The organism is Sporosarcina sp. ACRSM (genome assembly GCF_022346545.1).
GTDB lineage: Bacteria > Bacillota > Bacilli > Bacillales_A > Planococcaceae > Sporosarcina.
The window spans coordinates 145,341-161,245 of sequence record NZ_JAKRNU010000004.1; the positions used below are offsets into that span (position 1 = coordinate 145,341).

Annotated in this window: 15 protein-coding genes and 1 pseudogene; 15 read left to right on the forward strand and 1 reads right to left on the reverse strand. The window is 42.2% G+C overall.

What is annotated here, in order from left to right; translation table 11 throughout:
* Positions 1 to 32 precede the first annotated feature (32 nt).
* The 4 genes from MHZ95_RS08025 to MHZ95_RS08040 all read left to right on the forward strand — a co-directional run bounded on the left by MHZ95_RS08025 (position 33) and on the right by MHZ95_RS08040 (position 4,760).
* Positions 33 to 1,112: a maleylacetate reductase gene (locus MHZ95_RS08025; protein WP_239390102.1), complete on the forward strand. Its 1,080-nt coding sequence runs from the start codon at positions 33 to 35 to the stop codon at positions 1,110 to 1,112.
* A 36-nt stretch (positions 1,113 to 1,148) separates the two neighbouring features.
* Positions 1,149 to 2,471, forward strand: coding sequence for an MFS transporter (locus tag MHZ95_RS08030; protein WP_239390103.1), 1,323 nt, complete (start codon positions 1,149 to 1,151; stop codon positions 2,469 to 2,471).
* A 21-nt stretch (positions 2,472 to 2,492) separates the two neighbouring features.
* Entirely contained in the window at positions 2,493 to 3,362 is an 870-nt protein-coding gene (locus MHZ95_RS08035) for an MBL fold metallo-hydrolase (protein ID WP_239390104.1), read from the forward strand.
* Between the two features lie 189 nt (positions 3,363 to 3,551).
* The gene (locus tag MHZ95_RS08040; RefSeq protein WP_239390105.1) at positions 3,552 to 4,760 is read left to right on the forward strand and encodes an ROK family transcriptional regulator; all 1,209 of its coding nucleotides are present in this window, start codon (positions 3,552 to 3,554) and stop codon (positions 4,758 to 4,760) included.
* Positions 4,761 to 4,764: 4 nt separating this feature from the next.
* Here the strand turns inward: MHZ95_RS08040 and MHZ95_RS08045 are convergent.
* Positions 4,765 to 4,887, reverse strand: a pseudogene (locus MHZ95_RS08045) (IS630 family transposase); the annotation flags it as partial.
* 44 nt (positions 4,888 to 4,931) lie between these two features.
* Between MHZ95_RS08045 and MHZ95_RS08050 the strand changes: the two are divergent.
* The 11 genes from MHZ95_RS08050 to MHZ95_RS08100 all read left to right on the forward strand — a co-directional run bounded on the left by MHZ95_RS08050 (position 4,932) and on the right by MHZ95_RS08100 (position 15,886).
* On the forward strand, positions 4,932 to 6,260 hold the full coding sequence (locus MHZ95_RS08050) for a PucR family transcriptional regulator (RefSeq protein WP_239390106.1): 1,329 nt from the start codon (positions 4,932 to 4,934) through the stop codon (positions 6,258 to 6,260).
* A 196-nt stretch (positions 6,261 to 6,456) separates the two neighbouring features.
* Positions 6,457 to 7,407: a hypothetical protein gene (locus tag MHZ95_RS08055; protein ID WP_239390107.1), complete on the forward strand. Its 951-nt coding sequence runs from the start codon at positions 6,457 to 6,459 to the stop codon at positions 7,405 to 7,407.
* Positions 7,408 to 7,673: 266 nt separating this feature from the next.
* Entirely contained in the window at positions 7,674 to 8,456 is a 783-nt protein-coding gene (locus tag MHZ95_RS08060; RefSeq protein WP_239390108.1) for a hypothetical protein, read from the forward strand.
* Positions 8,457 to 8,461: 5 nt separating this feature from the next.
* The gene (locus tag MHZ95_RS08065) at positions 8,462 to 9,229 is read left to right on the forward strand and encodes a hypothetical protein (protein WP_239390109.1); all 768 of its coding nucleotides are present in this window, start codon (positions 8,462 to 8,464) and stop codon (positions 9,227 to 9,229) included.
* A 3-nt stretch (positions 9,230 to 9,232) separates the two neighbouring features.
* Entirely contained in the window at positions 9,233 to 9,598 is a 366-nt protein-coding gene (locus tag MHZ95_RS08070) for a GntR family transcriptional regulator (protein WP_239390110.1), read from the forward strand.
* Positions 9,595 to 10,293, forward strand: coding sequence for an ABC transporter ATP-binding protein (locus MHZ95_RS08075; RefSeq protein WP_239390111.1), 699 nt, complete (start codon positions 9,595 to 9,597; stop codon positions 10,291 to 10,293). Before MHZ95_RS08070 ends, MHZ95_RS08075 begins: the two co-directional genes overlap by 4 nt.
* A gap of 1 nt (position 10,294) precedes the next feature.
* Positions 10,295 to 11,218, forward strand: a complete 924-nt coding sequence (locus tag MHZ95_RS08080) for an ABC transporter ATP-binding protein (RefSeq protein ID WP_239390112.1) — start codon at positions 10,295 to 10,297, stop codon at positions 11,216 to 11,218.
* Positions 11,187 to 12,137 (forward strand): ABC transporter permease, encoded by a 951-nt coding sequence (locus tag MHZ95_RS08085; RefSeq protein ID WP_239390113.1) that lies wholly within the window; start codon positions 11,187 to 11,189, stop codon positions 12,135 to 12,137. The genes MHZ95_RS08080 and MHZ95_RS08085 overlap by 32 nt, the downstream gene beginning before the upstream one ends.
* Positions 12,138 to 12,507: 370 nt before the next feature.
* Complete coding sequence (locus MHZ95_RS08090) at positions 12,508 to 12,678, forward strand: hypothetical protein (protein WP_239390114.1); 171 nt, start codon at positions 12,508 to 12,510, stop codon at positions 12,676 to 12,678.
* A gap of 110 nt (positions 12,679 to 12,788) precedes the next feature.
* Positions 12,789 to 13,754 carry a nuclease-related domain-containing protein gene (locus MHZ95_RS08095; RefSeq protein ID WP_239390115.1) on the forward strand — a complete coding sequence of 322 codons (966 nt, stop codon included), beginning with the start codon at positions 12,789 to 12,791 and terminating at the stop codon, positions 13,752 to 13,754.
* 206 nt (positions 13,755 to 13,960) lie between these two features.
* On the forward strand, positions 13,961 to 15,886 hold the full coding sequence (locus MHZ95_RS08100) for a DUF2207 domain-containing protein (RefSeq protein ID WP_239390116.1): 1,926 nt from the start codon (positions 13,961 to 13,963) through the stop codon (positions 15,884 to 15,886).
* Positions 15,887 to 15,905 lie beyond the last annotated feature (19 nt).

Sequence of the window (15,905 nt, forward strand, 5' to 3'; positions counted from 1 at the left end):
TTAACTTCTTTTGGTTGGGAGGAATGATAAAAATGAAACCATTTCTATTTGAAATCCTATCGGGTAGGACGCTATTCGGTGAAGGGTCACTGGAGGAAATAGGTAAAGAAACTGAAAAACTTAATGGCAGTAGGACACTCATTATTTCAACCCCAAGACAAAAAGAGTTGAACGAAAGAATTTCGGACTTACTTGGAAAACGATGTGCCGGCATTTATACAGATGTCATCCAACATGTACCAATTGAAACAGTAGAAAAGGCCATGGAAACAGTAAATGAATTGGAGATTGATAGCCTTGTTGCTGTTGGGGGCGGATCGACTGTCGGACTAGCAAAAGCTATAGCGCTCCAAAAGCCAATTCCAATCATAGCCATCCCAACTACCTACTCTGGTTCAGAAATGACCTCTGTTTGGGGAATAACTGAGAATGGATACAAAACAACTGGAAAAAATCCCAATGTGAAACCACAAACAGTCATTTACGACCCTTTATTAACAACATCATTGCCTACTTATCTAACGATTGTCAGTGGTGTAAACGCACTTGCCCATTGTGTAGAGGCTCTTTATGCTAAAAACTCTAATCCTATTACTTCTATTATGGCTCAGGAAGGGATTCAGTCTTTATACAATGGACTGCCAAAGGTAGTAGCGAATCCTCGTGAGATAAGTTCTCGTTCTGAAGTTTTATACGGAGCCTGGCTTTCTGGAACCGTTCTTGGATCAGTAGAAATGGCTTTACATCATAAGCTATGCCATGTTTTAGGAGGATCATATAAACTTCCTCATGCTGAAACACATACTGTGATTCTTCCATATGTAATCGCCTATAACGCTAAATATGCACCATCAGCAGTTCAAGCAATTTCAAAAAGTATTGGAATTGATCGTGATGATGTAGCTGGTACACTTTTTGATCTTATAAAATCATTTGGGGTCAAAACTTCGTTAGCTGAAATCGGTATGAGAGAGAACGACTTGGATGAGGCTGCAGAATTTGTTATAAGAAACCCTTATTATAATCCTCGACCTGTTGATCAAAAATCGATTCGCATCCTATTAGAGAATGCATATACGGGGGCACGACCTGGAATTGAATTAAAGATTTGAGAGTGACCTTATTCCAGAAATAATTGGAGGTTAATTATGAAAATAGGGTCTTTTAGATGGTTTATACTAATTTTTGTTTCCCTTGTATTTTTTATTAACTTTGTGGATCGGATCATTATTTCATTTTCAACAGAATCTATTATGAAGGAATTCGGTTTCAGTGCCACCCAGTGGGGAATTATTTTAAGTGCATTCTTCTGGGGACTTGTGCCATTTGGCTTTCTTTCGGGAATTGCAGCAGATAAATGGGGTCCCAAAAAGGTTTTAGGGGTAGGTGCAGCTTGGTGGTCTATCTTTACGATGGCAACCCCATTAGCCTTTAACTACGTTACTTTTATCATTGCTCGTTTCTTATTTGGGGTAGGTGAAGGTCCAACATTATCTAATGGGATCCGAATAGTTTCTAACTGGGCAAGGCCGAAAGAATATTCCACAGCAGTTAGCACAGTATTTCTAGGAGTAAAGCTAGGTCCTGCTTTAGGAGCACCAATTGTTGCCTGGCTCATCGTATCTTATGGATGGCGCGTTGCGTTTTATGTAATGGGATTCGCTGGATTAATTTGGTTAATTGGATGGAGAAAGTGGTTTACAGATAACCCGGCAGATAGCAAATATATGTCTAAGGAAGAAAAAGACATGTTGTCTGTAGAACAGGGAGATATTCATAATAAGTCTGAAGAAAAGCCATCTATTAAAAATTTATTTAAACTACCTAAGGAAGTTAGAGGAAGCATTTTAGCTAACTTTTGGACTGGCGCTTGTTTCGGCTATACTTATTATTTCTTAATGACTTGGTTGCCCGGGTATTTCTCTATGCAGCTAAATCTTGATTTGAAATCAATGGGGTATACGATGATGTTTATTTATCTAGCAGCCGGGATTTGTGCTATTATTTCCGGGAAAGTCTTGGATCATTTTACAAACAAAACAGGTAATCGCCGGTTTTGGGCATATTGGCAAACTGCTTGCTTTAGTATAATCGCTGTTTCTCTTTTCTTCATTGGAAAGGCAACTTCTTCTACAAGTTTAATCTTAATCATCCTATTATTTGTTGTTGGTTTATCAGCTGCTGTATTTTCAGAAACCTGTATTAATATGATTATTCCGAGCTTAGCACCTAAACAAGCGGGTTCAATGGCTGGTATTCTTCAATTATCCTATACAATACCTGGTATCATCGCACCGATTCTGACGGGTGTAATCGTTGATGCTACAGGCAGCTTTTCAAACGCTTTTTATATTAATGCCATTTTATTAGTTACTGGGGCGATCGTTTCAATCTTATTTATAAAGCCTCCAAAACAACAAACGGCAGATACTTCATTAACAGAAGATAATCCTGTGTTTATACATCATTAACAATAAAGGGGAGTATGTAGAATGACCGAAAATAAAGAACTGAAAATTGTGATGCTGGGGACAGGTTGTCCTCGTCCGGAAATCTCTAGATCTGGTCCAGCACAAGTTGTATTTGTCGATGAACTGCCTATTTTAGTAGACTGCGGTGAAGGAACAACCGATCAGTTAATGAAAGCAGGAATTGCACCTGAAGAGGTCAATCATCTATGGTTTACCCATTTGCATTCTGATCATACTTTCGGATATGCACAATTTTTATTAGGCGGGTGGGAATTGGGAAGACGGGAACTTACCGTTGTTGGACCAAAAGGGACAAAAAAATTCCATGATAATCTGCTTGCCATGTATGATGAAGATATTTCTTACCGATTATCAGCCGGAAGACCACAAGAAGGACTTCTAAATGTTAAAATTATTGAAATTGAAAAGCCTGGATTGGTTGAATCTTCTCTTCCTGTTAGAGTCACTGCCGAAGAAATGGTCCATAGTATCTTAACTTACGCCTTCCGTTTTGAAGTAGATTCAAAAGCAATCGTCATTTCAGGAGATACGGCACCAACTGATTCTTTAGTGAAATTGGCTCAAGGAGCAGATATTCTAGTACATGATTGCTGCCTTGTGGCAAATAGTACTTATTATCCGAACCATCAGGATCCAGAAAAAAGAGATTTATGGAACAGAATCAGCCAAACACATTGCACACCTTCCCAAGCAGGTGATACCGCCAGACTCGCAGGAGTCAAGACGTTGGTATTAACACATCTTTTCCCGAAAATCGATGTCAATGCCGTACAAAAAGAAGCTGAAGAAACTTTCACTGGAACTGTAATTGTCCCTGATGATTTACAAGCTATTTCAGTTGAAAAGAAAGAGAAGCAATCTATTAAATAGAATTTGGTTTAAATGGATTTAGGCGACATCGATTAGAAAGTAAGATAAAGGAATAACCGGGTTAAAAAAGATCGTGGTTCCCTCTTGTCTTTGACTTCCTTTTAGATGTCGCTCTTTCTGATCTATTCTGAATTTCTCGACAAATGGTATAATGAGAATAAATGATAGATTAGTGAGGGAATAGAATCCATGAGAAAAATAAGTGATTGGATTTCCAATGAAGAAAAAAAAGAGATTTACGAACTTATCCGAAATAAAGGACCAATTACTAAGATCGAATTACTTGAACTATGTAACATGAATACTGGGGTGATTACCCGTCATTTAGAGGAATTAGTCGAACAACAAGTTATTATCAATGTCGGCTTTGGAGATTCTGCCCGAGGTAGAAAACCCATTCTGTATGAAACGAACCCTAGCTATGGATATGTTTTTGGTTTAGAAATATCTAGGATCAACTGCAGACTATACCTTTATGATTTGCATTTAAGGGCAATTTCGTCACAACAATGGCTCATGACGAAAATGATGACACCACAGAATCTTTTACCAAAAGTTATTGAAGCTGTTCATGAAATGCTGATCAAACATAGCATACCCCGAATTTCTGTAATTGGAATGGGAATATGTGCTGTAGGTCCTCTTGATAAGAAAGAAGGGAAAATATTAAATCCTAGCTATTTCTCTGCACCTCAATGGGAGAATATTGAAATTTGCAAAGTCCTCCAGGATAAGCTCAATTTCCAAGTTCTTCTTGATAATGGACCAAGTGTTGGGGTTCAGGCTGAATATTGGTTACATAAAGACAAAAAAGTTGAACATCTTTGTTACGTTCTCGCAGGCGTATCTATTGCAACAGCAATGATGTCCGACGGGAAACTCCTGAAAGGAGCATTTGATTTAGATGAAGCAATTGGCCAAATGATCATTCAAACAGACGGACCGCAACATGAGGGCTTTGGGAACTATGGTTCATTGGAATCTTATGCAACGATCCCTGCAATAGAAAAAAAAGTTCAAACCAGATTAAAACAAGGAAGAATAAGTGCAATACAAAATATAGAGAATGATCCCGAGAAAGTAAAATTCTTTCACCTTGTCCAAGCTCTACATGAAAATGATCCATTGGTTTTAGAGGTCTTTACCCAATCAGCAACTTATTTTGGCATTGGATTAGCTAATTTAATAAATCTCCTTCATCCAGAGAAGGTCATTTTAGGAGGACCTTTAATTTATTGTCACCCATTATTTTTTGATGTAGCAACTAAGGTAGCTATTGAAAAAACCTATTTTTATCCTACTTATAATGTTGTGTTTAGCAAGGAGAATCTTGGTGAAGAAGGGTTTGTTAGCGGGGCTGCACTAATGGTTATTAAGGAGCTATCTATGTTGAATTAAAGGATCCCGTTTTATAATCCAATGTTCCATTTAGCTTAACACCTTTGTATTGGTCGGATGTTGAGGTGATTCGTTGTTTACCTTTTAGGAACCAGATCCGCTGAATTGCTTGATAATCACGGATCATTTTATATAGCACAACAACCTACTTTTATAAAAGGGGTGTGTTACTTGGTTAACCAAAAAACGTATGATTATCAATTGTATGCCAATTTAACAAATAGTGATATACCAGGAATGGAAGAGCAGCCTTCTAATGAAGGCTATTGGAATATTGAAGAGATCCATTCCCTTCAAAATGAATTAATCAATGACATTAGTAAAGGCAATGACCTTCAGTCACTTTCCAATATCATTTACAAGCAAACCAACTTACCTTTCATTATAGAAGATCGAAACTTTCATGTTCTAGCCTTTTCAGGAATAACGGAAGGTTTCTTTAATGAAATCGATTCGGACTTTAATAGGTATCTGCAAAGAGAAATGAAGTTTCCGAGCAAGACTCAACCCTTTTCTTCTGTTACAGAAATAAATGCCGACCTTCATTATCGATTAATAGCACCTATCTTAATCGAGGAAAAGATTTATGGATATTGTTCCTTTGTCTTTTTTTCAGAACATGTTAATCAACATAGGGTAAATCCTGAGATTCTAGAAAAGATTGCTTCAGTTTGTGCATTATCATTAATAAAAATAAAAACGAGCTATGAAGTCATTAGTCAAACAAAGAGCTATTTTTTCAAACAAATGTTAGATGGAGATTTATCCAAAGATGAAATTTTAAAACGCAGTAGTTACATTGATTACCATTTAAATCTAGATCAGCCTTTTCATATCGTTTTATTAAAATATGAAGGAAACATTGATAGAGGTATGATTGACTACAACAAAATTTCCCAACACTCAGAAGAGTATTTACGGCAAAATAAATGGAATTTTTTATTTTGCCAGAAGCTCAATCATTTGGCGTTTCTTATACAACCCAATTCAAAATCCTTTAAAGATATAATTGATTGTTTTAAAGAAATGATCAACTATTTAATTATTACTTTTCCACAGTTAACCTTCCATGTAGGAATTAGTTCGGAGAGCGATCAAATTGACCAGGTGTTTGAACAATATGATGAGGCAATCATTGCGTCGCAAATACCATCCAAGAAGGCAGTTACTACATTTGAATCTCTCGGGATCATCGGAATTTTAATTAGCTCTAAAAATGAACTCGCTATAAAGAGATATGCAAAGCAACTGTTGGGGCCTTTACTAAACATAGACGAGTCAAAAAATAAGGAACTTATTAAAACGCTCTTTGTTTATTTGGTGCACGGAGGAAAAATTGAAAATACCGCACATGATCTATCCTTATCTTTGAATGGTCTACGCTATCGGATTGAAAAAATAGAAATGCTGTTAGAAAAAGATTTTCGTAACCCGGTTATTGCTTACCAATACCTCTTAACGTTACAGGCTCTAACTATAATGGGGGAAATTGAAGTGTAACGACAAATAATGGTTTTTGCAAACGTGCAACAAAGTTTATAAAATGACAGCGTATGATTTCGTCTCCTTTATTCATTCGAAAAGGTCTTTTCATTAACTATATCGAAGCTTGTCGTTTAAACCCCTCAAATGTTTAAGACGCACAATTGAAACTTCATCAGTGCATTTCCGTATATAGTAAAAAGGGGTGCAAGCGATGAGACAGGATATACACAAACGGCAGATGGAATTGATGATGTTGCGGACGGAGCGCAACCGAGTGAAGCGTAGGCTTGATGGAACGGAGGTGCAATTACAGGATGCGCGTGCTTTGCGCGATCGGTTGCAGAAGCAATTGACAAAGGAGCAACAGGACGTCGTACAGCTCGGGAAATTTTCTTTTATGAATAAAATAAAAGAGTGGACGGGTAAATGGGATGAGCAAATGGAGAGGGAAATGGCCGAAGTGGCGGAAGTGGAACTGCAATATAATGAAGCGGAAAAAACGGTGACGGATTTGGAGGCGGAAGTCGGACGTCTGCGCGAAGCGATGAAAAATCCGGAATTCGCTTATATTGATGAGGAATGGGCGGATTTTCTGAAGGAGAAAGAGACGTGGATCCGGCAGAATGATTCTGTTGCCCATGCGACGTTGCAAAAGATTGCGGATGATCGGGTGCGTGTCCGGTCGATTTTGCGTGAAATCGAGGAAGCTCGGGATGCCGGGAGCAAAGCGATTCGTGCGCTGAATGCGGCGCTCGATAAGCTTGGATCGGCGGAAGGAATGTCGATATGGGACACATTTTTAGGTGGCGGGCTGATTGTATCGGCATTGAAATACTCTGAAATGAATAGCTCGGATGACCTCGTCCATCGTGCACAGCGCGCGCTTCGTCATTTTGAAACGGAGCTGATGGATGTTCAGAATGCGGCGACGGAATCGTTCAAGGTGAACAATAATGATATTTTCACTTTTACGGATGTGTTTTTCGATAATATCTTTTCGGATTGGATGGTGCATTCGCGGATCACGGATGCCCAGAGTAAACTGAACGTTGTGCTTCAGGATGTACGGCGGGTGCAAGATCAGCTGACGAGAAAGCGTGATGAGATGGAGCATGAACTGGAACAGCTTGATGTAAGAGAGAAAGAGATCATAGAAGCGTGAACACCAAGACGGATTTTTCTTGGTGTTTTTTTGCGCGTTTCTGTCAGGTATAGACCATTATTCGCCAATAAGTAATTGCAAATCGCCAATATAAAGAGGGGAATGCCAATAAGTGGCCAACGAACGCTAATATACCCGGGCTTTGCGCCATTAACCAACCATCGTACGCCAATACACCAAAAGTTCTCTCCAACAAATCACTTTACAACCTTCTTCTCCATAGTGTACTATTTAACTAATACACCGTTACAGGAGGAGGTACGTTGATGAAACAATGGAATGGATTGGTGCGGAAAGAGTGGGTGATGATGAAGTGGCCGCTTCTGGTGAGTGCGCTATTGGCGACTGTTGTCATGCTATTCTTTCCACTTTTGATTACTCGACTGATCGATGCCGACATGCATGTGTTTGATGTTGCCCTTGTCATTTGTTTTCTATGGGCGGGGGCAAGTGTACTTGCACCGATTGTTGCTTTGCTTACAATGTTGGGCAGGGAGATGAGGCAACCTGATGTGTGGCTACATTCAAATGCGTCCATTTTTAAGCTGGTTGGCACGAAAGTCTTTTTGGCAGCGATGATTGGTGCTGTCGGATTGCTCATTCCGACCTTGGCGTTGGCGATTCACTATACATTTTCAAAATCAGTCATTTTTTCGTTCAATGAACTATTTTTCTTTGGAACTATTTTCATCGTCATGCTTTTTGCAATTTCGCTCGTTCTCATGGGTCTCGGTTTTTTCTTCTGGGTGATCGATCGCTTGTTGAAGCCGTATATAAAGGGATTTTCAACGGTTGTGACTTTCGTTTTGTTTGTCCTGTTGTCCCGGGGCTATGGGGAATTTATTGTCTCGGATTTCTACAAGCAGTTTGTGCGGATTGGCCCCATCGATTTAATGGCTATCAAAAATCCGATGATCACAATGGATTTTATTTATTTCCAGCATACAAAAACAGTATTTTACACGGGTGAGATTCTATTCGAGACAATCGCTACAGTTACATTATTCATCGTTGCAGCTTTCCTTTTTGAGAAGAAAGTGAGGCTGTAAAGCTTATGAAAAGATGGATAGGTTTAGTGCTAAAAGAGTGGGCGCAGATGAAATCGAAACTGATCTTCTTTGTATTCCTCAATAATCTGCTACTGTTCTGGGGGGTGACTCACTTCGTTCTTGGTGTATCTGAAGGGTTTTTCACTTCCGTCCAACCGAATATTGGGGTTTGTTTTACCCTTCACTTAATCATGGCGATTACCATGCTTTTTGAAAGTTTAGGAAAAGACGTAAATCGACCGGATATTTGGTTTCATACGCCTGCATCGGTACGGCAGCTGGTCGGTGCGAAGTTTGTCTTGATAGGCTTGACGGTCGTCTGTTCACTCGTGTTATGGGAATTAATTGCAGGCATTCTTTATGTTATCGGGGGAGTTGTCTCCGTATGGGGTGATGTCGATCTGATGTTGACCGTCGGCGTTGTTATTTTATTGAACGTGGTCTATGTCATGGCGCTTGTGTTTTTCTTTTGGTCCATTTATCAAGTATTCCGTTCCCGGATCGGCTGGGTTTCGATTCCCATCATTATTGTTTTAGTAGGCGTCTGGCTCTATGGATGGGCGCTTGTCTGGTTCACCGAAGTGTTCCAAACGTTCATGAACATGGGACCGATGTATGGCCCGATTCAGACGGTAGATCTATTAATGTTCAACAACTACATTATTCCCGGAGGAACGATTTTAACGGTGGGTAGCCTTATTCTCTATGGATTGTTGACCCTATTTTATTTCGTTATGGGATCCATGTTGTTTGAAAAGAAAGTGAGGTTGTAAACGATGGGCATTGATTTTCTTCCAGATAAACCAATTTACCAGCAGCTCATCGACCGGATTACGGGAGCTATTATTCGGGGGACTTTGCAGCCAGGGGAGAAATTGCCGTCGGTTCGTGAATATGCGGTGGAAGCCGGGGTTAACGCGAATACGATGCAGCGTGTCTATAAGGAGCTGGAGCAGATGGAAATCACGGAAACGAGACGGGGGCAAGGATCTTTTGTGACGGCGGATGAAGCGAAAATTGCGATGCTTCGGGATGAAATGAAAGAGCAATTGGTGACGTCATTCCTCCAAAGTGTCGAAGCATTTGGTTTTACAACAGCGGAAATCGTGGAACATCTACAGAAACGGGGTGACAAACGATGATTGAATTGAGAAATATTACAAAGAAGTATGGCACTCGCAAGGCGTTGGAAGACATTACATTGACGTTGCCGCATGGGAAAATCATCGGTCTCGTCGGGGAGAACGGCAGTGGGAAAACGACGTTGCTGAAGCTGATGTCGGGATTGTTGACGCCGAATGCGGGGAGCGCGGTGTTGGATGGGAAGCCGATCAAGCGTAAGGTAGCGACAAATATTGCGTATATGCCTGATGCGGATATGTTTTACCCGTATTTTACAGTTGGTCAGTTATTTGCATTTTATGAGTCACAGTTTACCGATTTTAATCCGATAAAGGCAAAGGAGATTGCACAGTTTTTGAACTTGGATCTTAATTCGAAACTGAAGAATTTGTCGAAAGGGAATCGGGGGCGGGCTAAGATTGCGGCGACGCTTGGACGGGAAGCGGATTATTATTTGTTGGATGAACCGTTCTCGGGCTTGGATCCGATGGTGCGTGATGATATTGCGAAAGGATTGATCCGTTTCACGAACCCGGAGCGGCAGACCGTCATCTTATCGACGCATGAATTAAAAGAAGTGGAGCCGTTGCTTGATGAAATTATTGTGCTCAAAGGGAATCGCTTGATCGCGCATGAGGCGGTGGACGAAATCCGGGATACGTATGGGCAAGACGCAACGTCTTGGATGGTGTCCTTATTTAGGAAGGGAAGTTGATATGGAAATGAAACCAGTCGTGGAACTGAAGGGCTTAACGAAAACAATCGGTAAAAAAAAGATTGTCGACAATTTAAATTTGGCGTTATATCCGGGGCAAATTACAGGATTTCTCGGTCCGAACGGGGCGGGGAAAACGACAACAATCCGGATGATGGTCGGGCTGATGGAACCATCGGGTGGAGAGGTGATCATTGACGGAATTTCGTTGGCAGACGATTTCGAAGGAGGTCTGTCGAAAGTCGGGGTCATTGTTGAAAATCCGGAAATGTATAAATATATGTCGGGCTATAAAAACTTGGTTCATTTTGCGCGCATGCATGAAAATGTGTCAAAAGCACGCATCGATGAAGTGGTTCAGCAAGTCGGCATGCAAAATCGGATTCATGAGAAAGTGTCGACGTATTCACTGGGGATGCGGCAACGGCTTGGGCTTGCGCAAGCGTTATTGCATCGCCCGAAGTTTTTGATCCTCGATGAGCCGACGAATGGGCTGGATCCCGCAGGCATCCGCGAGTTTCGGACATATTTGCGGAGCATTGCAGAGAAAGAAGGCGTGTCAATTTTTGTTTCCAGTCATATGTTGTCCGAAATCGAATTGATGTGTGATCGGATTGCGGTTATCCAGAATGGGCAATTGATTGATATCCGCGATATGGCGGAGGCTCGGGAGTCCCATTATTATATTGAGGCATTGCCGACGGAAGCGGCGGAGGAGATGCTGAAGGCGGAAGGGTTCGCAGTGGAAGCGTATAATGGAGGGTTTATTATCAATGCGGAAAGGGCCCGCATCCCTGGACTCATCCAGGAGATGACCGCACAAAAACTGCAATTGTTTGCAGTCCAGCCGCATCGGAAAACACTCGAAGATCAATTTTTGGAAATGACAGGAGGTGGCCAAATTGCCGAAGCTCATACAAAATGAATGGATGAAGTTATGGAGTAAAAAAGGGACATGGGTGATGATGGTCCTGCTTGTCGCCATGATTGCCGGGATGTTCGGGTTGACGAAATGGATTCAGACGATGAATGATTACGACGAGCCAGATTGGAAATCGGTCGTGCAAGGCGAACTGACGAACGTTCAAGAACAACTCGGGAATCCGATGTTGTCGGATAGCAAAAAGGAACGGCTGGAAGGTAAGGAAAAGATTCTGGAATATCGTCTTGCGAATTCCGTAGAACCGTTGGACGCGAATAGCCGGGAAAAAATGATCATGGACTCCTCAGGAATCGGATCCATTGTCGTATTGTTGACCGTCATTGTCGCAGCAGGTATTGTGGCTGCCGAGTTTTCACAAGGGACGATTAAGATGCTATTGTCCCGACCGGTGAAACGATGGAAAATCTTGACGTCCAAGTATGTAACGGTCATGCTGTTTGGTGCTTTGCTCATGCTTGTGGGATTTGTGGTCTCCGTTGTATGCGCCTATCTGTTCTTCCAAGCGGGCACCGGGCAGGAACTTGTTTGGAATGGCAAGGAAGTCGTTGCAGCGTCGATTTGGGGGAAAGGGCTTTACATGTTGCTGTTGTCCTTTGGGAATGTCTTCATGACCGCGACATTCGCGTTTATGATCGGCAGCGTCTTCCGTTCAAGCTCACTGGCAATCGGTCTGTCATTGTTCATTTACTTCATGGGCAATACGGTCGTTATGATTCTATCGCAGTATGAAATTGTGAAATATATTGTTTTCACTCATATGGATTTGACGATCTATGAATCAGATTTCAGAATCGTTGAAGGCATGACCATGCCATTTTCACTTGCGGTGTTAGCGGTTTACCTCGTCGTATTTTTGGTGATCAGTTATACGACGTTTGTGAAACGGGATGTGACTGCGTAATCAATTACGCCTCGGCGTAATTGCGTCCAGATTTTTTTCGAGCTAGCTCGAAAAGCTCCTTTAAAAATCTGTGACATCCGCCGGAGGCTTTATCTTCATTCGGCTTGCCATTTTATAGGGGAGTCTACTATAGCTGACGCTTCGCTTTCAGTACAAAACCATTTGCTGAATGAAGATAAAAAGCCCTCCATTGGCGGAGGGCTTTTTTGTACTTATTTATGATTGCTGAAAGTCATTGCAAGTCCTGCAACTGTACCAACGATAACGAATGCGAACAAAGTGAACATAATGTATAGGAACCACATGAGCCAATCACTCCTTTTATACAATATCCTATCTAATATTGTACCATCTCGGTGTAGGCCAAGCAATGGCGGCTGGCCGTGCAATTGTGACGGAGTTGGATCGGCGGGGGCGAAAGTCCCGAGTTGCAATCAAACCGGGGAAGAGTGCAATCAAACACCTATTGAGTGCAACCAAACGGGTAATGCGTGCAATCAAAACCTCGGCGAATGCAATCAAATTTATCGCGAAAGATTGATCGTTAAATTTCAATTTTGAGGCCTGAAAGAAGGGCAAATTACGACTTTCGCCCAACGTATAGCAACGTGTTCAAGCCTGTGATACGCTTGGTTTGGAGGTGGAAAACAGATGATTGTCAAGGCAAGGTCGTTTCCGTATAGTTTGCTAGGTTTACAAGCGTTACAACGTCGCATCCCCAAAAATCATCCGCAATTCGACAATATCAAGGAGCGCGTCCGGACGACCGCAGCTGGAGTGAATGGCGAAAAAGTGTTGGATGATGTTTTTACCAAATACCAATTCAAATTTGATCATTTTATTTTCCACGATTTGAACCTAACTTCAACGGGGAAATTTCAAATCGATACATTGTTTCTATCAAGTCGCGGGGCATTCATTCTTGAGATGAAGAATATAGCGGGACGCATCAGTTTCCCTGATCAATGGAATCAGATGATCCGTGTCCTTGATAATGGCCAGACCGATGCTTTTGAGTGTCCTTCTATCCAGCTTGAGCGTAATTGCTATTTGCTAGAAGATTGGTTGCAAGCTAGAGATTTATCCATTCCAGTGAGTGGTGCCGTTGTTTTTACTACATCCAGACAGCGGATTGAAAATACCCGTCCCCATTTAAAAATCCTATTTCCTAATGAAATTCCAATTTTTCTTAGAAAAAGGGAGTTAACCCCCCAAATGCTTGACACGAAGACCCTCTCTTATATCGTAGACCAATTAATGAAAGGCCATGTCGATTATAATCCTTATCCAATGTGCGAAGCGCTTCGTATTCATCCTACGGAAATAAAAAGTGGTGTCTTCTGTGAAAAGTGTGGGACACTCGGGATGACAAGAATCTATCGCGGATGGGGCTGCAATGCATGTCGAAATGTTAGTAAAACAGCGCATCGCCAAGCGATAACTGACTGGTTCATGCTGATAAGTGAAACGATGACCAACCGTGATTGCAGGGAGTTTTTACATCTCCCGAATAATTATACAGCGACGCGACTATTAGGGGAGCTGCCGCTTGAACCAAATGGCGTAAAAAGGGGCAGGTACTATCGTTTTCCTTTAGAGAAAATGATTCTGGAGTAGGAGGAAGGTCCTGAGTTGCAATCAAACAAGCGATGAGTGCAATCAAAACATCATTTAGTGCAATCAAGCGAGTGGTGAGTGCAACCAAAAGCCCGACGAATGCAATCAATTCTTAGTGATAAGCCTTTCCTCCCTTTTTCCAATGGAAATGAAACCGCGAGTGAGCGAACTACGTATACATACGAATAGAAATGGGGGTGTTTTTGATGAAAAAAATCATTGCAATCCTGACAATCATCTTGTTTGCGATGCTGCCGAACACGATTGCACATGCAAAGTCATATACGATCGATGAGGTGCAGATCAAAGGGTGGGTTCAGCCGAACGGCGATATGTTGGTAAATGAAATTTTCACGTATACGTTCGATGGCGCCTTTACACAAGTGACGCGTTCATTCCCGGAAAGGCATTTGGGGCAGATCGACGGTTTTGAGGCCCATCTCCTCAATGCGGAAAATCCGGTTGTTGGGGAAATTGCGGATTCGATGTTGACGCGGTTGGATGTGACGACGAGTGGTGAGACACAGAAGGCGGCAATCAGTGCCGAGAATAAAACGATGACCATTTTTTACCTATATTACATGCGTGGTGCAGTGAAATCATACGATACATATAGCGATCTAGACGTGACATTTTTTGAGAAATATGGCAACCACGATACTGATTTAAATAATGTTAGCATTACTTACCTACTCCCTGGAGATGCTGGAGACCGCAATATTCATGGGTTCATGTATGACAGAATGGGCGGCATTGAAAAAGTCTATGCGAACGGCATTGTTTTCAAGACGCCGACATCTGAAGCGTTCGGATTGACTGCAACCCGGGTCTTTTTTCCGTCTACTATTATGACGGAGCAGCAAAAAGGGGCGGCCCCGATTCCGCTTGGCGAGGCGATTGAGCAGGAAGAGAAGCGCTTGGAAGCATTTGCTTCGAAGTTGGCGCTTCTTCCAACGGCAAAAGACACGATAAAGGTGATTGCGTCGGTCTTCCTTTTACTAGCGGTGTTGGTCTGGCTGTTGCGCCAACGGTCCATTCCGTTTTTTGGTAGCGTTTATCACGTTCTGCAAACAGATCCGCTTTATTTAACATTCGTGGATCGTAACGGGGCTCGGCAGCCGAAAAACTTTTTGGCAGGCATTTTTTCCTTGGCAGAGAAAGGATATGTCGATCTGCAGTTGGAGCCAAGTGCAGATCGATTTAAAAATCAACCCCAAGCACCCGAGAAGACATTCGCTTTTCATTTGAATCAATCACCGCCATCATTATTACCTTTTGAAAAGGAACTTATTACATGGCTTTTTAAGCCCAAATTGACGACCCGTAAATTCCATTTGCACGATATCGCTGGTTCGGCGAAAAATGAAAAAAGCGGAAAGAAGACTTATGTAAGAAAACAACGCGAATTTGAACGACAATATGAGGAATGGTATACAGAAGTGAAGCAACTGATGACGGAAGCGGGAACGCTTTCGGATAAAATAGCTGGATTCCTCAAGCGGCTCGTCTGTCTCGTACTCGCTTCGGCAATCGCCTTTGCGCTGTATGCGGATGGGAGTGGCGGCTTTGAAATTGCCTTGCCATTCATCGTAACGGTGATCATGCTGTACTGGAATTGGCGGAGACCTTACAAATTGTGGTTGCCAATCGTTTATTTTATCGTCATGTTCTTTGTCGCGGCGCAAGCAGTGGACCAAGGGTTGATAGATATAATTCTTTGGTTCGTCATCGCCAGTGCAGTGCTTTACTTTGTGACGCCACGATCCATGATTACTTCCATGAATGCCCTTTACACGAAAATGAGCATTGCGAAATTCAGGGCGCAGATCAGACGCGGATTCCCTCCACATTTAACGGAAGAAGAGCAGGAACGTTGGCTGACGCGGGCCTATTTATTGAACAGATCGAAGTCGAAGCTTCCTCGCTTGCAAGGTCCATTGCCGACAATGCTGCCAATCGCCGCATTATTTGCGCTGGAAACGGACCCGCTCCATTTTGTCCAATCGACATGGGGACCGACCAAAATTGCCAACGCATCCTCGGGAGGCGGCTCCTATTATTCAGATAGCGGTGGCGGATATGATGGCGGAGGTGGAGGCGGATTCGACGGCGGCGGAGCAGGGGCTGATTGATAAGGTTGGAATAAATTCA